The organism is Kitasatospora sp. NPDC101157 (genome assembly GCF_044768255.1).
Lineage (GTDB): Bacteria > Actinomycetota > Actinomycetes > Streptomycetales > Streptomycetaceae > Kitasatospora.
This window is the reverse complement of sequence record NZ_JBIWPL010000002.1, coordinates 143,266-160,775: the sequence shown is the minus strand read 5'-3', so window position 1 is coordinate 160,775 and position 17,510 is coordinate 143,266. Positions and strand designations below refer to the sequence as shown.

General features: G+C 73.9%; 17 protein-coding genes. 6 read left to right on the top strand and 11 right to left on the bottom strand.

What is annotated here, in order from left to right; genetic code table 11:
- Nucleotides 1-20: 20 nt before the first annotated feature.
- From ACIRVF_RS04165 to ACIRVF_RS04150, 4 genes are all read right to left on the bottom strand, one after another.
- Nucleotides 21-605, bottom strand: a complete 585-nt coding sequence (locus tag ACIRVF_RS04165; protein WP_402813389.1) for a TetR/AcrR family transcriptional regulator — start codon at nucleotides 603-605, stop codon at nucleotides 21-23.
- Nucleotides 606-728: 123 nt separating this feature from the next.
- A complete protein-coding gene (locus ACIRVF_RS04160) occupies nucleotides 729-1,355 on the bottom strand; it encodes a hypothetical protein (protein ID WP_402813386.1) in 627 nt (208 codons plus the stop codon).
- 210 nt (nucleotides 1,356-1,565) lie between these two features.
- Complete coding sequence (locus ACIRVF_RS04155; RefSeq protein ID WP_402813383.1) at nucleotides 1,566-1,937, bottom strand: low affinity iron permease family protein; 372 nt, start codon at nucleotides 1,935-1,937, stop codon at nucleotides 1,566-1,568.
- Nucleotides 1,938-2,235: 298 nt separating this feature from the next.
- On the bottom strand, nucleotides 2,236-4,521 hold the full coding sequence (locus tag ACIRVF_RS04150; RefSeq protein WP_402813381.1) for a catalase: 2,286 nt from the start codon (nucleotides 4,519-4,521) through the stop codon (nucleotides 2,236-2,238).
- Between the two features lie 227 nt (nucleotides 4,522-4,748).
- On the opposite strand from ACIRVF_RS04150, the gene ACIRVF_RS04145 reads away from it, so the two are divergent.
- Nucleotides 4,749-5,342 carry a helix-turn-helix domain-containing protein gene (locus ACIRVF_RS04145; RefSeq protein ID WP_402813378.1) on the top strand — a complete coding sequence of 198 codons (594 nt, stop codon included), beginning with the start codon at nucleotides 4,749-4,751 and terminating at the stop codon, nucleotides 5,340-5,342.
- 31 nt (nucleotides 5,343-5,373) lie between these two features.
- Entirely contained in the window at nucleotides 5,374-6,639 is a 1,266-nt protein-coding gene (locus ACIRVF_RS04140) for an MFS transporter (RefSeq protein WP_402813375.1), read from the top strand.
- Between the two features lie 22 nt (nucleotides 6,640-6,661).
- Here the strand turns inward: ACIRVF_RS04140 and ACIRVF_RS04135 are convergent, their stop codons facing one another.
- The 3 genes from ACIRVF_RS04135 to ACIRVF_RS04125 form a co-directional block, all read right to left on the bottom strand.
- The gene (locus tag ACIRVF_RS04135; RefSeq protein ID WP_402813372.1) at nucleotides 6,662-7,366 is read right to left on the bottom strand and encodes a hypothetical protein; all 705 of its coding nucleotides are present in this window, start codon (nucleotides 7,364-7,366) and stop codon (nucleotides 6,662-6,664) included.
- A gap of 102 nt (nucleotides 7,367-7,468) precedes the next feature.
- Nucleotides 7,469-8,287: a 2OG-Fe dioxygenase family protein gene (locus ACIRVF_RS04130; protein ID WP_402813369.1), complete on the bottom strand. Its 819-nt coding sequence runs from the start codon at nucleotides 8,285-8,287 to the stop codon at nucleotides 7,469-7,471.
- Between the two features lie 239 nt (nucleotides 8,288-8,526).
- The gene (locus tag ACIRVF_RS04125; RefSeq protein ID WP_402813366.1) at nucleotides 8,527-8,781 is read right to left on the bottom strand and encodes a hypothetical protein; all 255 of its coding nucleotides are present in this window, start codon (nucleotides 8,779-8,781) and stop codon (nucleotides 8,527-8,529) included.
- A 204-nt stretch (nucleotides 8,782-8,985) separates the two neighbouring features.
- Here ACIRVF_RS04125 and ACIRVF_RS04120 point away from each other — a divergent pair, with 204 nt between their 5' ends.
- Nucleotides 8,986-10,383 (top strand): pyridoxal phosphate-dependent decarboxylase family protein, encoded by a 1,398-nt coding sequence (locus ACIRVF_RS04120; protein ID WP_402813363.1) that lies wholly within the window; start codon nucleotides 8,986-8,988, stop codon nucleotides 10,381-10,383.
- A gap of 267 nt (nucleotides 10,384-10,650) precedes the next feature.
- On the top strand, nucleotides 10,651-11,079 hold the full coding sequence (locus ACIRVF_RS04115) for a PPOX class F420-dependent oxidoreductase (RefSeq protein ID WP_402813361.1): 429 nt from the start codon (nucleotides 10,651-10,653) through the stop codon (nucleotides 11,077-11,079).
- Nucleotides 11,080-11,193: 114 nt separating this feature from the next.
- Here ACIRVF_RS04115 and ACIRVF_RS04110 read toward each other — a convergent pair whose 3' ends face one another.
- From ACIRVF_RS04110 to ACIRVF_RS04100, 3 genes are all read right to left on the bottom strand, one after another.
- A complete protein-coding gene (locus tag ACIRVF_RS04110) occupies nucleotides 11,194-11,985 on the bottom strand; it encodes a putative protein N(5)-glutamine methyltransferase (protein WP_402813359.1) in 792 nt (263 codons plus the stop codon).
- A gap of 348 nt (nucleotides 11,986-12,333) precedes the next feature.
- Nucleotides 12,334-14,445, bottom strand: coding sequence for an NAD-dependent DNA ligase LigA (gene ligA, locus ACIRVF_RS04105; protein ID WP_402813357.1), 2,112 nt, complete (start codon nucleotides 14,443-14,445; stop codon nucleotides 12,334-12,336).
- Between the two features lie 479 nt (nucleotides 14,446-14,924).
- Nucleotides 14,925-15,590 carry a ScbR family autoregulator-binding transcription factor gene (locus ACIRVF_RS04100; RefSeq protein WP_402813354.1) on the bottom strand — a complete coding sequence of 222 codons (666 nt, stop codon included), beginning with the start codon at nucleotides 15,588-15,590 and terminating at the stop codon, nucleotides 14,925-14,927.
- 364 nt (nucleotides 15,591-15,954) lie between these two features.
- On the opposite strand from ACIRVF_RS04100, the gene ACIRVF_RS04095 reads away from it, so the two are divergent.
- Both ACIRVF_RS04095 and ACIRVF_RS04090 read left to right on the top strand, forming a co-directional pair.
- Nucleotides 15,955-16,422: an ArsR/SmtB family transcription factor gene (locus ACIRVF_RS04095; protein WP_402813351.1), complete on the top strand. Its 468-nt coding sequence runs from the start codon at nucleotides 15,955-15,957 to the stop codon at nucleotides 16,420-16,422.
- The gene (locus ACIRVF_RS04090; protein WP_402813348.1) at nucleotides 16,419-16,913 is read left to right on the top strand and encodes an SRPBCC family protein; all 495 of its coding nucleotides are present in this window, start codon (nucleotides 16,419-16,421) and stop codon (nucleotides 16,911-16,913) included. The genes ACIRVF_RS04095 and ACIRVF_RS04090 overlap by 4 nt, the downstream gene beginning before the upstream one ends.
- 81 nt (nucleotides 16,914-16,994) lie before the next feature.
- Here ACIRVF_RS04090 and ACIRVF_RS04085 read toward each other — a convergent pair whose 3' ends face one another.
- Nucleotides 16,995-17,399, bottom strand: coding sequence for a RidA family protein (locus tag ACIRVF_RS04085; protein ID WP_402813345.1), 405 nt, complete (start codon nucleotides 17,397-17,399; stop codon nucleotides 16,995-16,997).
- Nucleotides 17,400-17,510 lie beyond the last annotated feature (111 nt).

Below are 17,510 nucleotides of genomic sequence, written 5' to 3'. Positions count from 1 at the left end.
GGAGCCCGGAACGCAAACGATTAGCTTTTAGGCGTCGAGGCGGGTTGGGCGGCGCCCAGCGCCGCCGCGACCAGACCGTCGGTGTAGGCCGCCGACAGGTCCGAGGGGCGGAACAGGATCCGGTACATCAGCGGGGCGACGACGACGTCCAGCAGGGTCTCCACGGCCGGCACGGCCTCCCCCCGCCCGGCCGCGCGCACACCCAGGGCCGTCAGCTGCTCGGCGGCGTAGTCGGAGCAGCGGACCGCGTTGCCCTGCTCCGGGTCGCCCAGCAGGGCGTCGCGAATGTACGTGCGCCCGGCCGTCGAGCCCATCTCCTCGGCGAACTGCACGGCCCACGCCTCCAGGTCCGCCCGCAGGCTGCCGTGGTCGGCCGGCGGAGCGTCGGGGCGCAGCCGCTCCACGGCCACGTCGGACAGCAGTTCCCGCAGGTCCCCCCAGCGCCGGTAGACGGTGGACGGCGTCACCCCCGCGCGGGCGGCGATCAGCGGGACGGTGAGCGCGTCCCGCCCCACCTCCGCCTCCAGCTCACGGACGGCCTGGTGCACGGACTGCTGGACGCGGGCGCTGCGCCCGCCGGGGCGTGTGGTGGGTCGGGAACTCATGCGCCCAGCTTAAGGCGAAGGAGTTGCGTGTCACCGGCGCGGTAGCCCGCCTCGACGACATGGCGCGCCGGGCCGGAGGGGCCTGCGAACAGCAGGCCCACCGCGACCTCCGGGCGGTCGGGATCAGTACCGCTGGGCCTGGACCACCCGCGAAACGAGGGCCTGGTCACGGTCGAGCGAGCTGAATGCCGTGGGCGTGGCGGTCGCACCGGCCGCGAGGTCCTTGACGTTCAGGTAGGTCGTGTCGACGACCTTCCCGCTCTGCTCCGAGAACTCCACCTTGATCGCGTAGGAGGCCTTGGCCTGGGTGTTGTTGAGCACCGTCACCAGCGCCGCGTTGAAGCCGGCCGCCTGTGCCTTCGGCAGCCCCGTGATCGTGACGTCCGAGATCGCGTTCCCGGCCCCCTGTGTCTTGTCCAGCACGGCCTTGGCTTCGGAGCGTCCGGCGGCGATCTGCGCCGAGACGGAAGCCTCGAACGAGGCCGCCGCGGCCGACGCGGAGGCCGCGGCGGCCGACACCGACTCCAGCACCGACGCGTTCGCCGATGCGAGCGCCGAGGGAAGCTGCCCGGAGAATGAGCTCGCCTCCGGCCGGCGCGAACTCGCCGTCCCTGAGGAGCCGGACGAGGACGAGGAGGAGGACGAGCAGCCGGCGGCCACCAGAACCGCGCACCCGAGCACGGCCGCCACCAACGCCGTACGCCGGTGGGCGCCGGTGGCCGCGGGACGAGTGTGGAGCAACCGAGCCATCAGAATCCGCCTCCGTGTCGTCGGCCGGACCCAGAGCGGTCCGGACCTGCTCTTCAACCATCGGCGCCCGGGCCCGGGACCTTGCGCGGCCCGGGGCGTATTCACCCGGTCCGCAGACACCGTCACCGGACGACAGGGCGCTGCGGCACTCGGTTGTGGCGGGCCGCACCCACGGCGTGCCGTGCCCGGCGCTGCGGCACGGCCGTCTGCTCAGACCTCCTCCTCCATGCCGATGGCCTCTTCGAGCGCCCTGCGGGCATCGCCCGGGTCGCGCTCGTCGATCTGCCGCAGCAGACCGGTGGCGATCGCGTCCAGCTTGCGCTGGACGGCGTGCTCCGCGCGGCGTTCGGCGTTCTTCAGCAGGGTGAGGAGCAGCAGGTTGAGTGCGGTCATGATGTCCCCGACCAGGATCTGCCACTCCAGGGACAGGCCTGCCGCGTGGACGGCCGCGAAAGCGAGCACCAGGAGCACGCAGAAGACGTAGAAGAGCGGGGAACTGGTGAGGTTCGAGGCGGCTTCCGCGAACCGTTCGAAGCGACCCCGCCCGTCACGGCTGCGCTCGGACGGATGACGGAGAGCCATGGTCCCGTGTCCTCCCTGTCTCTGCGGCACGGCCGATCCGGCGCCGGATGCACGGCCGGCTTCGCCAGCGTCACCGCCCGGCCTGCCGTTCGCACCCGGCGCTGAGCCGACGAGCCCCACCTCGCCACCCGGTCGGGCGCGCGACCGGCACCACGGCGGCCGTACGGCGGCCTTCGCTTCACGGCCGCCGTACGCCGTCCGCCGTCCGCCGGCCGCCACCGGTGATCAGCCGGCGCCGCCGGTCCCGGCGGAGCGGATCCGCCGGGACCGGGGGCGCCGGATGGCCGTGCCGGCAGGCCTAGAGGTCGGAGGACGGCGGGAAGCGGTCCCACACCCGGTGGCCGGCGAGCAGCTCGATGAGCGGTCGCACTGCCTCGTCCGGTCCGAGGCCCGCGAGGACGCCGGGGGCGTTGGTGGCGATGCCCGCGGCCTGCAGCGCGCTCTGCCCGCCCGCCACGGCGACCAGGGGCTTGGAGTGGCGGTAGGCCTCGGTGAGCATGAGCACCAGTCGGGGGTCGATGCCGGAGGAGTCCGGCTGCGGGGTGCCCGCCTTGGCGTCGCGGGCGGGGTTCGCTCCCCGGGCCGGGACCGGGGTGCCGACCAGCACGATCGCGTCGAACTCCACCGAGCGGGCGGTGTCGAACGTCCGCTGCACGGCGAGGGGCTCGCCGTCGCCACCCGTCCGGAGTTCGCCCCCGGCGCCGGCGATCACCAGGGGGACCAGGCCGGCCGAGAGCAGGGCCCGGCGCACGGTGGCCAGCGCTCCGTGGTCGTTCCCCGCGACGAGGCCCACGACCCGCCCGTCCACCGGCCAGGTCCGGCCGAGCTGGGAGAGGGCGGGACTGGGCTGCACCTGTGCGGGCGGCTCGGTGGGCTCGGGCACGGGCAGGCCGAGGCCGGCGGCCACCTGGGCGCACAGGTCGGCGTCGATCCGGGCCAGCACCTGGAGGCCGCGCTCCTTGACGGCCTGCTCGTAGCACTTGCCGAGTTCGAAGGTGTACGCGGCGATGATGTGCTCGCGCTCCACCGGGCTCATGCTCGCCCAGAACAGGCGCGGCTGGCTGAAGTGGTCCGCGAACGAGGCCGGTGCCTCGCGCACCTTGCCGGCGGCGGCCACCGGCGTCGGGTACTCGATGAAGGCGTGGTCTGCGGCCCCGGCGAAGAACGGGCAGCCGCCGTCGAGCGAGTTCGGCTTGTAGGGCGCGACGCCGGAGTGGACGGCGTGCTGGTGGAACCCGTCGCGCAGCATGTCGTTGACGGGGGCGTGGGTGCGGTTGATCGGGATCTGGGCGAAGTTGGGGCCGCCCAGCCGGGTGATCTGGGTGTCGAGGTAGGAGAACAGACGCCCCGACAGCAGCGGGTCGTCGGTGATGTCGATCCCCGGCACCAGGTGCCCGGGGTGGAACGCGACCTGCTCGGTCTCGGCGAAGAAGTTGGTGGGATTGGCGTTGAGGGTGAGCAGCCCGACCGGGCGCACCGGTGCGAGCTCCTCCGGCACGATCTTGGTCGGGTCGAGGAGGTCGATGCCCTCGAAGGTCTGCTCGGGGGTGTCGGGGAAGGTCTGGATGCCGAGCTCCCACTGGGGGTAGGCCCCGGCCTCGATCGCGTCCGCGAGGTCCCGGCGGTGGAAGTCCGGGTCCGCACCGGCGACCAGCTGGGCCTCCTCCCAGACCATGGAGTGCACGCCGAGCTTGGGCTTCCAGTGCCACTTGACGAGGGTGCTCGCGCCGTCCGCGTTGACCAGGCGGAAGGTGTGGATGCCGAAGCCCTCCATGGTGCGGAAGGAGCGCGGGATGCCCCGGTCGGACATGTTCCACAGGGTGTGGTGGGTGGCTTCGGTGTGCAGGGTGACGAAGTCCCAGAAGGTGTCGTGCGCGGACTGGGCCTGCGGGATCTCCCGGTCCGGGTGGGGCTTGGCCGCGTGGACGACGTCGGGGAACTTGATCGCGTCCTGGATGAAGAACACCGGGATGTTGTTCCCGACCAGGTCGAACACGCCCTCGGAGGTGTAGAACTTCGTCGCGAAGCCGCGGGTGTCGCGGACGGTGTCCGCGGAGCCGCGCGAGCCGAGCACCGTGGAGAAGCGCACGAACACCGGCGTCTCGACGTCCTCGGCGAGGAACGCGGCCTTGCAGACGGCTCCGGCCGTCCCGTAGCCGCGGAAGACGCCGTGCGCGGCCGCGCCCCGGGCGTGGACGACGCGCTCGGGAATGCGCTCGTGGTCGAAGTGGGTGATCTTCTCGCGCAGATGGTGGTCCTGCAGCAGCACCGGGCCGCGGGGGCCGGCCTTGAGGGAGTGGTCGCTGTCGGGCAGTCGGGCGCCCTGCGCGTTGGTCAGGAACTGGCCGTCCTGGGAGCGGACCGTCGCTCCGGCGCCCGTGTCACGGCCGGTCGCGGTGACCGGCCGGGGCGCGGCCTGGTCGGGCTTGGGAGGCAGCGGACCGTTCGGCTCGACGGGCTCCGCGACGCTCGGCGAAGCCGCGCCGGGTGCTCCGGGGATCTCCGGATGCTCCCCCGGGGCCGCGTTCTGGACGACGTCCACGACCTTGTCGGCGATCTTCTTCAGCGGGCCGGGCTCTTGCATGCGATGGACTCCTCGTTCTCGGGGCTGCCCTCCTCGGGTAACCCCGGCCCCGTCCGGGCAAACGGTTCGCCCCGATCCGCCCCCGGGCGCCCGGCGTGTTCCCGCGACCGGCGGCACCCGGGCGGAGCACCGGCACGCACCGGCCGTCCCGAAGCCGCAGCCAGATCCGAAATGTTTATTGCGCAGTTTTCCTTGCGCAACTTTCCTTTCCTGTCTACGGTGAAGCCGTGCCCGAAACCCCCGAGCCTGAGCTGATCACCGATCTCTCCCGCCTCAAGGCGTTCACCAACCCCCTGCGGATGCAGCTCTACCGCCTGCTCTACGCGGCCGGCACCGCCACCGCCTCACAGCTCGCCGAGCAGGTCGACCAGGCGCCGTCCCTGGTCAGCTACCACCTGCGCAAGCTGGCCGAGCTCGACTTCGTCGTCGAGGCGACCGGCCAGAGCACGGACGGTCGGGAGCGGTGGTGGCAGGTCGCCTCCGAGCAGGGCTGGGGCTTCCGCGAGTCGGACCTCGCCGGCACGCCCGAGGGCGCGGCGGCGGTCGGCGCCGTCACCCGCGGCCTGCTGGACAGCCGCGCCGCCCAGGTCCGCACCTACCTGGACCAGGGCGCCGCCTGGGGCCGGGAGTGGACGGACGCGGCCTTCACCTCCGAGTGGCTGCTCGATCTCACCGCCGCCGAACTCGCCGAACTGAATGATGAGTTGCAGGCCCTGGGCCGCCGCTGGCGGGAGCGCGGCAAGGCCGCCAAGGCGGCCGGCGACAGCGAGAACCGCGAGCACGTGTCCGTCCACCTGTACGGCTTCCCGTTCCGCCCCTGACGCATCCGCCGATCCACAGGAGCCCGCCGCCATGGCCACGTCGGTGACACCGCGGTCCATACGCCCCGGCCTGCCCGCGCACCGCGACGCCAACGTGCTGCGCTGGCTCGCCGCCTACACCGCCTCGCTGGTCGGCGACACGGTCTACTTCCTCGCCCTCGGCTGGTCGGCCCAGAAGGCCGTCGGCCCCACCGAGGTCGGCCTGGTGATGGCCGCCGGTGCGCTGCCCCGGGCGGTGCTGATGCTGGGCGGTGGGGTGGTCGCCGACCGCCTCGACCCGCGGCGGGTGATCCTCGGCAGCGACGCGCTGCGCTGCCTGCTCATCCTCGCCGTCGCGGCCGCCGTCGCCGTGACCACGCCCGCCCTGTGGCTGCTGGTCACGGTCGCCCTGGTCTTCGGCGCGGTCGACGCCCTGTTCGTCCCGGCCGTCGGCGCCCTGCCGCCGCGGATCACCGGCGCCGACCAGCTGGCCCGCGTCACCGGTCTGCGCTCGCTCGCGATGCGCCTCGGCCAGGTCGCCGGCCCGCCGATCGGCGGCCTCGCCATGGGCCTCGGCGGTCCGGCCGTCGCCTTCACCGTCGCCGGCGGGCTCTTCGCCCTGTCGCTGCCCCTGCTGCTGTCCGTGCGGATCCGGCCGCTGGACCCGCCCGACGGCGGGGCCGCGCCCGGCGGCTCAGGCACCGCCCGCGCCGAGCTGCTCGACGGCCTGCGCTACATCCGGCACCACCGCCTGCTCGGACCGCTGGTCCTGGTCGGCGCCGTCTGCGAACTCGGTCTCGTCGGCACCCTCAACGTCGGCATGGTGCTCCTCAACGCCGAACGCGGCTGGGGCCCGTCCGGCCTCGGCCTGATCGTCGCCTGCTTCGGCGCGGGCGCCGCCGCCGGCGCGACCTTGCTCGCCGTCGCCGGCCGGCTGCCCCGGGCGGGCCTCACCATGGCCACCACTCTGCTCCTCGGCAGCCTCGGCGCGGCCGCCATGGGCGCGGTGCCCACGCTCTGGTCGGCCGCCGTGCTCGCCGCGTTCGTCGGCCTGAGCGCGGGCGTCTTCGGCAGCCTGGACGGCGCCCTCGTCCAGACCACCACCGATCCCGCCTACCTCGGGCGGGTCACCTCCGTCGTGATGCTCACCATGGTCGGCATCGCCCCGCTCAGCTACCCGGTGGTCGGCGCCGCCATCGGTGCCTGGGGCACCGCCCCGGTCTTCCTGGCCTGCGGCGGCCTCTCCAGCCTCGGCGCCGTCCACGCCCTGGTCTGCCGGCCGGTCCGGCAGGCCGAACTGCCCCGCCGCGAGCGCTGAGTGTCCTCGCCGACGGTTCCGGTCACCGCGCCGCGCCCGGTCGGCGCCCGTACTCCGTGAGGGCCAGCACCCCGACGCCCCGGACCGGTGTGTCCGGTCCTACCGAACCGGGGTCGAGGCTCAGCTCTCCGGCCAGGCGGGGTGCCAGTTCGAACAGCTCCCACACCCACGCGTCGGCCTGCTCCTCGGAGTCCACGCGGCCCGACACCAGCGGGGGCAGCCCCAGCTCGGCACGTCGCCGTTGCTCGTAGGGCAGCGGCGCACCCAGCTCCAGGTGCGCCGTCTCCTCGCCCGGGACGTAGCCGAACCGCCGTACGGCCACGCCCTGTTCGGCGACCAGGACCGCCGAACCGTCGGTCTGCGCGCCGTACCAGTACGCCTGGGCCCGCCCGTAGCGGGCGCTCAACCGCTCGCAGGCCGCCAGGACGTCGGCCGCCCGTTCGGCATCGACCGGATCGCACCAGGCGCCCGCCACCAGCGTCCAACCGGCCAGCTCCGGCGTGACGAACACCCGGCGGTAGCCGTCGTGCGGATCCTCGTCGGAGAAGCCGTGGCCGTCGCCGTCCACCGTGTCGACCCCGGTCTCGAAGGACACCGGCTGCGGCGAGGACAACCCCAGCAGCTCCATCACCCCGGCCTGGTCGCCGGTGTTCACCGCGATCCAGGCCAGCCAGCAGCCGACCAGCGGCACCGGCCGGTCCCCGGTCACCCCGGACGTCGTTCCCATGCGCCCCGCCCTCCCTCCCACCCCTGGCCCGTTCCGGGGGCTCCGGTCGGAGGCTAGCGGGCAGGTCCGACAACGAGTCCGGCCCGGCTTCCTGAGCCCCGGCTACAGCCCGGGTTCGTACGGCGCGATGCCGACGATGAGGATCTCGCGCCGGCCGTCGCCGTCCTCGTCACCGAGACGGACCGGGCCGACGTAGTGGCTGACCCGCCGGTCGTGCACTCCGTAGCCGTCCAGGGGCTCGGTCAGGAAGAACCGGTCGTGCACGGCCCCGGGGGGCAGGTCATCGGGTTGCCGGCCGGCGCTCTCCGGAGTGGCGATGACGTTCTCGCCACCCTCGACGTTGCGCCGCCCGACGAGGTGGGCGAAGGTGAACGTCGCCGGTGAACCGCCGTCCTGGTGCAGGCAGTTCGGCGAGGACACCGCGACCTGCTCGCGGCCCCGTACGGCGAGCGCGATCAGGTGGACACCCACGTAGACGGGGACGCGGTGCAGGTCCTCCAGCCACAGGGCGCGGTCGAGATCGGCCCGGATCAGGGCGTCCAGCAGGCGGTTGCGGTGCAGGGCGGGCGGGATGTCGGGCAGCCGGCGACGCATCCGCGGGTACTCGGGGTTGTGCTCGTCCTGCCAGTACTCGGTGGCGGTGCCGAACTCGTCGTCGGGAGCCCCCGGGATGTAGAACAGCTCCCCGGTCCACGGCAGGTGGACGGCGTGGGAGTAGCGGCGGAACCGGTTGGTCCGCCGCGCGTACGGATCCGGGGGCAGGTCGCGGTAGGCGTCCGCGAGGCCCTCGAAGTCCGCCGCGAGCGCCTCGGTGTCGATACCGAGATCGGCGGCGCTCAACCGGGCGTAGCCGTCACGACGTACTCGCCCGTCGCGTTCCGCCGCCGGGGCTGCGGACGGCCGGGCCATGACACGGGGCACGATCACAGGGTCCTCCCGAAGTCGACCGGACGGTTCTCGGCACGGAGCAGCCGGTGCGGTCCGGTGCTCGAAGCCGCCCCGGGCACGCGTCTACCGCCGCGGGCACGGGCCAAACCCTCCCGGTGCGGGCCGGACGCGGCACCGGGCGCGGCACCCGGCGTGGCGCCCGTCGTCCGACGGCCGGGGCCGGGGTACCCGACCGCAGCCGTCGGACGTCCGTAAGGCGTCTGCCGAGCGGGTCACGCCTCCTCCGACCCGTCCGTCTCCTCCGACTCGTCGGGTCCGAGCCTGCGCGCCCGGCCCGGCTCTGCCGTGGTCGCCTCCCCCTGGTCCTCGACCGGGTCCTCGGGAGCCTGCCCGGACGCACCGGACCCGCCCGGTCCGCCGTCGCCCCGGCCGTTCGTCCCCGGAGCCCGGGGATCGTCGCGGACGTCCTCGTCGGAGCCGTGGTGCAGCGGAACACCTCCGGCGCCTCCCTGCGCGATGTCGTTCACCGTTGCCTCCTCGCCTCGTACCGGTTCCTTCGGTCGCATCGCGCGTTCCCCGACCGCGGCCGGGGAATCCTCACGCACCGCTACCACCCGCGAGCGGCCTCCACCCCGGGCGCGCGCCCAGGCCACCGGCAGCGGATTGGCCCGCGACACGATCTCCGCGCGTCACTACCCTCGGCCTGACAACCGATCAACGGAGAAACCCGCATGCACCCCGACCTCGCCGCCGACCTCGACCAGCTGCCCGCCCTCCTTGAGGAGGCGCGGCAGCGGGCGATCGGCTTCCTCGCCGGACTCGACGAGCGGCCGGTGATCCCGCCGCAGGCCGACCGGCCGACGCCGCCGGGGCCGCTGCACGAGGACGGCGGGGGCCTGCGGGCGGCCCTGGCCGAGTTCGGCGAGCGCTGGGAGCCGCGGCTGTCGGCCAGTGCCGGGCCTCGCTACTTCGGGTTCGTGACGGGCGGGGCGACGCCGGCCGCGCTGGTCGGCGACTGGCTCACCGCCACCGCCGACCAGAACTCCAACTCCTCGCTGGACCCGGCCGGTCAGCACCTGGAACGGGAGACGGTCGGCTGGCTGCGCGAGCTCTTCGGGCTCTCCCCCGCGCACAGCGGCACCTTCGTCAGCGGCGCCACCATGTCCAACGCCGTGGGGCTGGCGATCGCCCGGGAGTGGCTGGGCGAGCGGCTCGGGGTGGACGTGGCCGAGGACGGGGTCGCCGCGCTGGGACGGGTGCGGGTGCTGTCGGGCAGTGCGCACTCCAGCGTGTCCAAGGCGCTGTCCCTCCTGGGCCTCGGCCGTACCGCGCTGACCGCCGTCACCGCCCTGCCGGGCCGGGAGGCCGTGGACGTGGCCGCGCTGGAGCGGGCGCTCGCCGAGGCCGACGGCCCGTGCATCGTGGTCGCCAACGCGGGCACCGTGAACACCGTCGACTTCGACGACCTGCGCGCGATCGCCGCGCTCCGCGAGCGGTACGGCTTCTGGCTGCACGTCGACGCGGCCTTCGGCGCCTTCGCGGCCCTCTCCCCGGAGCACGCGGAGCTGGTCGCCGGGCTGGACCAGGCCGACTCGGTCTGCGTGGACCTGCACAAGTGGCTCAACGTGCCCTACGACAGCGCCGTGCAGTTCACCCGCCGTCGCGACCTCCAGGCCCGGGTCTTCCAGAACGCCGCCGCCTACCTCGGCCCGATCGGCGAGCACCCCGACCTCGTGCACCTCACCCCGGAGAACTCGCACCGGCTGCGCGCCCTGGCCGCCTGGTTCACCCTGCGCGCCTACGGCCGGGCCGGCCACCGCGAGATCGTGGAGCGCTGCACCAGCGGCGCCCACGCGCTCGGCGAGGCGATCGGCGCGATCGAGGGCCTGCGACTGCTCGCTCCGGTACGCCTCAACGTGGTCTGCTTCACCCTCGCCGAGGACCCGACGCCCCAGCGCCTCGCCGCCCTCGCCGCCGCGATCTCCGACGAGGCCTTCCTCACCCCCACCCGCTACGCCGGCCTGCCCGCCCTGCGCGCCGCGTTCAGCAACTGGCGCACCACGGAGGCGGACGTGCGACGGACGGCCGAGGCGCTCGCCGGGGCCATCCGCAAGCTCGGGACCACCTGACCCGCGCGGGGGGCGGCGGGCAATGGCGGGGGCGCGGACAGTGGCGGGGGTCGGCGGGAGGCGGGGTCGGCGGCCATCGCGCGGCGCTGCTCCGGTTCGGATCAACGCCCGGTGACGGGCCGTCATCCCCCGTGGTCCACGGACGCCGGCCCCGGGTGGCGGCCGCCACCGGCGATTCCCCGGATCCCCACCTTTCGGGGCCAACGGGTGCGACACGCCTACCGGGTCTTGACCTTCACACCGGTGTGAAGCCCGATGATGGCCCGCATGACCACGACTGCTCACGATCCGTACGCCCTGCTCGCGCAGAGCCGCCTCGGCATCCTCGCCACCATCAAGGCGGACGGACGGCCCCAGCTCTCCCCGATCATGCCCTTCTACGACCGCGAGGCGAACGTCATCCTGATCTCCACCCGGGAGGGGCTGGCGAAGACCGCCAACCTGCGCCGGGACCCGCGGGTCAGCCTGGAGGTGACCGGGCCGGACGGTCGGTCCTGGGCCACCGCCGAGGGTGGCGCCACCCTCACCGGCCCGGGCACCGACCCGCACGGGCCCGAGGTCGAGGCGCTGGTGGACTACTACCGCCGGGCCGCCGGGGAGCACCCGGACTGGGCGGAGTACCGCGAGGCGATGGTCGCCGACCGTCGGGTGCTGCTCACCATCCCTGTCGACCACGTGTACGGCGCGAGGATCTGACCGCTCGTCGGGCCTCGTCCGCCCGCCCGGCCGGCCGTCCGCCCGGCCGGCCACCGGCACGGGGGTCCGGTGGCCGGAGCGGCGGACCGACCGCCCTGCGGGATCCGTCGCCGGTCAGCCCAGGGTCGCCGTGACGACTGTGGCGTCCAGTTCCTCCTCGCGGCTCACCGCCGCCGCCAGACCGGCCGCCCGCGCCACCGCCAGGGCGCCGTCCGCCTGCCGCTCACTCGTCTCGAACAGCAACGCCCCACCGGCCGCCAGCCACTGCGGCGCCGCCGCGGCCACCCGGCGCAGCACGTCCAGCCCGTCCGGCCCACCGTCCAGCGCGGGCCGTGCCTCGTGCAACCGCGCTTCGGGCGGCAGCAGTTCGATGTCGCCGGTCGGGACGTACGGGACGTTGGCGATCAGCACCTCCACCCGGCCGAGCAGCGCGTCGGGCAGGGCGGCGAACAGGTCACCCTCGAAGACCCGGGCGCCCGTACCGGCCAGATTGCGGCGGGCACAGCGAACGGCCACCGGGTCCAGATCGGCCGCGTACAGCTCGACGGGGTGACCGGCCGTGGCCGCGACGGCGGCCCCGAGCGCGCCGCTGCCGCAGCACAGGTCGACCACCACCGCGCCGGGTCCGGCGAGCCGGGCGGCCTCGGCGGCCAGGAACTCGCTGCGCCGACGCGGGACGAACACGCCCGGGTCGACGGCGATCCGCAGACCGGCGAACTCGGCCCAGCCGACGACGTGTTCGAGCGGCCGGCCCTGGGCGCGGGCGCGGACCATACCGGCGAGTTCGGCGGTCGTGGTGGCGGCCGTGAGCAGGATGCGCGCCTCGTCCTCGGCGAAGACGCAACCGGCGGAGCGCAGTTGGGAGACGACCGAGGAACGGAGAGCGACGGAGGAGAAAACGGGCAAGGGGACCCCTTGGGGACGACGGGAGGAGATCGGAGGACTCCGTCAGGGCTCCCGCCAGGGCCGACGCCGCGTCGGTGCGCCCGCGCTACGCGCGCGGTGCGCCCGCACGGCCGCGCTCCGGGAGCACCCGCTCGGACATACCGGTAATGGGTCTCACCTCCCTGGCTCGCGGTCGTGTTCGGCGTCGGTACCCTACCGCACCCGCCCCGCCCGCGATCAAACACCGCATGCGATCGAACCCCGCGTGCGATCGAACACCGCATGCGATCGAACCCCCTTGCCCCGGCCCGGACTCCCGGGCAGGGACACCGGGGCCGTGGCGCTCCGGCCGCGGGCTCGGCGGATGGCTCAGCCGAGGAAGCCGGCCACCAGCACGGCGAACTCCTCCGGGGTGCTGATCGCCACCCCGAGTTCCTCCGCCTTGGCGCGCTTGGAACCCGCCTTCTCGCCCGCGACCAGCAGGCTGGTGCGCTTGGACACCGAGGAGGAGGCCTTGCCGCCCGCGCGCTCGATCAGCTCGTTCATCTCGTTGCGGGAGAGTTCGGCCAGGGCGCCGGTCATACTGCCGGTGACCACCACGCTCTGCCCCGCCAGCGGACCGGCCGCCGCGCCGCCGACCGCCGCGCCTTCGACCGTGACGGCTTCCCCGGCGACGCCCTCGCCCGAGACGGCCGCAGCAAGGCCGGCCGCAGCCGCCGCGACGACCGGCTCGGACACCTGCGTCCCCACACCCTGCTCCACCAGACGGTCCAGCAGGCCCGCCACCTCGGCGAGTTCGGCGACGATCACGGCCGCCTTCTCCACCCCGATGCCGTCCACGCCGGCCAGCGCCACGGCGTCGGCGGCCCGGATCGCGGCCATGCCGCCGAAGTGGGCGGCGATCCGGCGTGACATCGTCCGCCCGGTGCCCCGGATGCCGAGCGCGCAGAAGACCCGGTTCAGCGGACGGGTGCGGGCGGTCTCGATGGCGGCGAGCAGCTTGTCGGCGCTGGTGTCACCCATCCGCTCCAGGGTGAGCAGCTGCTCCTTGGTCAGGGTGAAGAGGTCGGCGAGGTCCGCGACCAGCCCGGCCTCGACCAGTTGGACGGCCCGGGTGCCGCCGAGGCCCTCGATGTCGAGCTGGTCGCGCCCGGCCGCGTAGATCACCGAGGCGACGGCCTGGCAGCCCCGGCCGCGCACGCAGCGCCAGCGCTGCTCGGCGCGGTCGATGGCGTCGCCGCAGCGCGGGCAGACCTCGGGGAAGGCGATCGGCTGCTCGGCGCCGGTGCGCTCGTCGACCAGCGGCGCCTCGACCCGCGGGATGACGTCCCCGGCGCGGTAGACGAAGACCTGGTCGCCGATCATCAGCCCGCGGCGCTCGATGTCGGCGGGGTTGTGCAGCGTCGCGTAGGTGACGGTGACACCGTCGATCACCACCGGGTCGAGCACCGCGCGGGGCGCGATGATGCCGGTGCGGCCGACGTTCCACTCCACCCCGAGCAGTCGGGTGACCTTGTGCTGGGCCTGGAGCTTGCGGGCCACCGCCCAGCGCGGCGCCCGGGAGCCGGAGCCCGCCGCCTCCTGGTCGGCGACCGCGTCCGCCTTGACCACGACCCCGTCGATCCCGAACGGCAGGACGGCGCGCAGGGCGGCGATCTCCTCGATCCGCTGCTCGGCCTCGGCGAGGGTGGCGCAGCGCAGCGGCGCGGCCTGGGTGCTGGCGGCGGTGTTGGCGCCGAGTTCGGCGAGGCGGGTGAGCAGTTCGGCGTGGCCGAGGCCGGGCAGGCCGTGGGCGTCGTAGCCGAAGAAGGTCAGTTCCACCCGGTAGGGGCGGTCCTTGGCCCGCAGGGTGCCGGCGGCGCCGCTGCGCGGGTGGGCGAAGGGGGTGGCGCCGTGGGCGGTGCGCACGGCGTTGGCCTGGTCGAACTGCTCGTGAGTGAGCAGCACCTCGCCGCGCAGTTCGACGTCGAGCGGCTCGGCGAGCCGGGCGGGCAGGCCGAGCACGGCGTCGGCCGCGGGGGTGATGTCCTCGCCGGCCAGGCCGTCGCCCCGGGTGAGAACCTGGTGCAGGCGGCCCTTCCGGTAGCGGGCGGCGACCGCGAGGCCGTCCAGCTTGGGTTCGACGCACCAGGCGGCGACCGGCCGGCCGAGTCTGCGCTCCAGCCCGGCGGCCCAGGACTCCAGTTCCTCGGCGGAGAAGACGTTGTCCAGCGAGAGCATCGGCGTGCTGTGCGGGACGTCGCCCACGGCCGCGCCGCCGGCCACCTTGCCGGTGGGCGACTCGGGCAGCACCTGCTCGGGGTGCTCACGCTCGTACGCCTCGACCGCCCGGACCAGGGCGTCGTACTCGTCGTCCCCCAGCGTGGTCGAGCCGTCGGCGTAGTACGCCGCGGCGGCCCGTACGGCGGTGGCGACGGCGTCGGCGTAGGCCTCCGGAGAGGCGAGGGCGGCGGGGATGGCCGTGGTGGCTGCGTCCTTCATAACGCCATCATGGCGAGCCGCACTGACATTCGACCTGTCCGCGGGGTGGGCGCACACCGGGTGGGCCCGGTCGGGTCGGATGCGGCGTTGTCGGCCTGGGACGGTACCCGCCGGAGCGCCCGGCGGGACGAGTCGACGGGTCACCCGCCCGGTGGGCAGCGGGAAGCAAGTCCCGTGCGACGTCGGACCGGGTGCCGTGGAAGCCCCGCGCGCACCACGAGGGTGCCGGGCGGCTGCTGCGCCGGACCGGATGCCGCCTGCCGCCCGCGGCCCTCGCGGCCGCGGCGCGGGCCGTCCAGATCACCACGCCCGGTGGAGGGAGCGGCCCGTCGACAGAGAACAACCAGAGAACAAACCGATCCGCTGGTTTTCGGGCGCCGGCCTTGCCCCACGAGCGGGAGACCGCAAGGCGCTCAACCCGACCCGCCCCCGACCAGGGCCGCTTCCGGCCGTGCCCGAGCCGATTCGGGCCGGCGCGTTCAGCCCACACCGACCTCGTCCGCCACCCGGGCCGCCGCGACCTCGGCGGCCACCCGGGCGCCGCGGTCCGGCCCCATCTGCAGCGAGCCGAGCACGCCGGGCACCGCGACGCTCGGCATCAGGTGCTGGAACAGGCCGGACACCCGCAGCTCCAGGTCGGCCCGGCCGCAGAGCTTGTGCGACTGGATCTGAACACCCGTCCAGGCAGCGGTGATCAGCCACGCGGTGTCGGCCGGGACGACGTGCGGCAGCAACTCGCCGCGCTCACCGGCGGCGACCAGCAGCGCCTCCATCCGGCTGATCCAGCCGGGGATCGCCCCACCGCCGAAATCGTCGAACGCGTCGTGGCCGAGCGAGAGCCGGGCGCCGGCACTGAGCAGCGGGTTACGCGGCATCAGGTGCGCGACCACCATCCCGGTGTCCACGAACTCCTGGAGCTTGCACGTGCGTTCCGGTACGCCGTCCTGGACGAACTGCTCCTCGACGACACCTTGCGCGAGATCACGCTTCGAGGCGAAGTGGAAGTACACGGCACCGCGCGTCACCCCCGCCCGGGAGACCACCTCCCCGATGGTCGCACCCTCGTACCCGAACTCGTCGAAGACCGACGCCGCGGCCTCCAGGATGAGCCGACGCGTCCGGAGCGCCCGTTCCTGCCGTACCACCGCAACCACCCCGCCCTGAGCTCCGGAAAACAAAACCAAACACCCCGTACCTTAACTACGGGCGGTTCGCGGGCGACAGGACAGTGTCGGACCGTCAACTCACCCGGCGTTTCAGCCGCCAGCCCCCCGTCGCTCGCTCCAACGGGCCGTCACCCAAGGGCCGGAGCGGCCACACGCCGGACTTCCTGGACGGTCCGCCGACGAGCATTCCTCCCGCTGCGGCTGTCGGCAGAAACCGAACGATCGGTTTCCTGTCGGCAGCCACCGCCCCGAGGGATTCCACAACCGATCGGTTGAATACGTGGCACACCCGGAGTACCGTTGTTCTCAACCAAACGGTTGAGGATGAACAGAGGTGTGTGCGGTGGCCGTCGACCAGCTGTCCCGGGCGTTCGTGGCCCTGGCCGATCCGACCCGGCGCGACATCGTCGCCCGGCTCTCCGACCGGGACGCGACCGTCGGCGAACTGGCGGAGTCCTACGCGATGTCCATGCAGGCCGTTTCCAAACACCTCAAGGTGCTGGAGGAGGCCGGGCTGGTCAGTCGCAGCCGGGACGCCCAACGGCGACCGTGCCACCTGGAGCCGCAGGTGTTCGACCTGATGACGAGCTGGATCGAGCGCTACCGCCGCCAGGCCGAGGCACGCTTCAGCCGCCTGGACGCCGTGCTCGCGGCCATGGGCGACAGCGACACCGCCCCGGGTGCCGACACACCCGCTGCCCCGGAGCGCCGTCCGTCCCCGGACCCGCACGGTCCGACGGTTGCCGACACCCGGTCCCACCGCGACCGACCCGAACCCGCCCCCGATTCCGCCGAAGGAGACCCGTCATGACTGCCACCCCCGCCCACGAGACCCGGATCGAAGCGGACCCGACGCTGCCCACCATCCGGATCGTCCGCGAGTTCGACGCCCCGCAGGAGCGGGTGTTCCGGGCCTGGATCGAACCCCAGCTGGTCGCCCAGTGGCTCGGCCCCGACGACCTCGACATGAAGATCGACGACTGGGACGGCCGCACCGGCGGCCACTACCGCTACTCCATGCACCGTGACGGCCAGGAGGTCGCCGCCTTCTACGGCTCCTTCCACGAAGTGCGCCCGGCCACCCGGCTCGTCCAGACCTTCACCTTCGAGGGCGTGCCGGACGGCGTCTCGCTGGACACCGCCGTCTTCGAACCCGTCGGCGAGGGCCGCACCCGGGTCACCGTGCTGTCGGTGGTCGACAGCCTGGCGGCCCGGGACGCGATCCTCGCCAGCGGCATGGAGCACGGCGTGGTCGAGGGCTACCGGAAGCTCGACGCCCTGCTGGCCGACGCATCCTCCTGAACGGCAGTCGCGCGCACCGCAGCCGTCCGAACCGCCGCGGCCCGTACGGCGGCGGCCGGAGCGCCGGGCCCGCCACCGCCGTCAGGGCAGCACGGCCACCGCCTCCACCTCAACCAGCTGGTCGCTGTAGCCGAGCACCGTGACGCCGAGCAGGGTACTGGGGGCGTCGTGCTCCCCCAGGTACTCCCGGTACACCTTCCACACCTTCCCCAGGTCCGCCTGATCGCTGGAGGCCACGTACACGGTGGTCCGGGCGATGTCCGTGAGCCCCGCGCCCGCTTCCTCCAGCACGGTTATCAGATTGCGCATCACCTGATGCGTCTGGCCCTCGTAGTCGCCGACGGCGACCGTACGCCCCTCCTCGTCCAACGGGCAGGCCCCGGCGAGCCAGAGCGAGCGGGCTGGGGCATCGACGACCGCCGCGTAGGCGTAGTCGACGGCCGGGGTCAGACGGGCGCTGCGGACCAGCTTGACGGCGTTGCTCATGGGGCCCTCCGAGGATTGTGACCGAACGTTCGCGCTCATCGTTGGCCCCTCACGAACGAGCGTCAAACCGATTTACGGTGAACTCCCGGTCCTGCCAGGGCCCGTGTGCCC

What these genes read in the sequence shown, in the direction of transcription:
- ACIRVF_RS04090 (WP_402813348.1), top strand. Translation starts at nt 16,419, where the DNA reads ATGACTGCCACCCCCGCCCACGAGACCCGGATCGAAGCGGACCCGACG.
- ACIRVF_RS04120 (WP_402813363.1), top strand. Translation starts at nt 8,986, where the DNA reads ATGCACCCCGACCTCGCCGCCGACCTCGACCAGCTGCCCGCCCTCCTT.
- ACIRVF_RS04115 (WP_402813361.1), top strand. Translation starts at nt 10,651, where the DNA reads ATGACCACGACTGCTCACGATCCGTACGCCCTGCTCGCGCAGAGCCGC.
- ACIRVF_RS04085 (WP_402813345.1), bottom strand. Translation starts at nt 17,399, where the DNA reads ATGAGCAACGCCGTCAAGCTGGTCCGCAGCGCCCGTCTGACCCCGGCC.
- ACIRVF_RS04135 (WP_402813372.1), bottom strand. Translation starts at nt 7,366, where the DNA reads ATGGGAACGACGTCCGGGGTGACCGGGGACCGGCCGGTGCCGCTGGTC.
- ACIRVF_RS04140 (WP_402813375.1), top strand. Translation starts at nt 5,374, where the DNA reads ATGGCCACGTCGGTGACACCGCGGTCCATACGCCCCGGCCTGCCCGCG.
- ACIRVF_RS04165 (WP_402813389.1), bottom strand. Translation starts at nt 605, where the DNA reads ATGAGTTCCCGACCCACCACACGCCCCGGCGGGCGCAGCGCCCGCGTC.
- ACIRVF_RS04155 (WP_402813383.1), bottom strand. Translation starts at nt 1,937, where the DNA reads ATGGCTCTCCGTCATCCGTCCGAGCGCAGCCGTGACGGGCGGGGTCGC.
- ligA (WP_402813357.1), bottom strand. Translation starts at nt 14,445, where the DNA reads ATGAAGGACGCAGCCACCACGGCCATCCCCGCCGCCCTCGCCTCTCCG.
- ACIRVF_RS04150 (WP_402813381.1), bottom strand. Translation starts at nt 4,521, where the DNA reads ATGCAAGAGCCCGGCCCGCTGAAGAAGATCGCCGACAAGGTCGTGGAC.
- ACIRVF_RS04160 (WP_402813386.1), bottom strand. Translation starts at nt 1,355, where the DNA reads ATGGCTCGGTTGCTCCACACTCGTCCCGCGGCCACCGGCGCCCACCGG.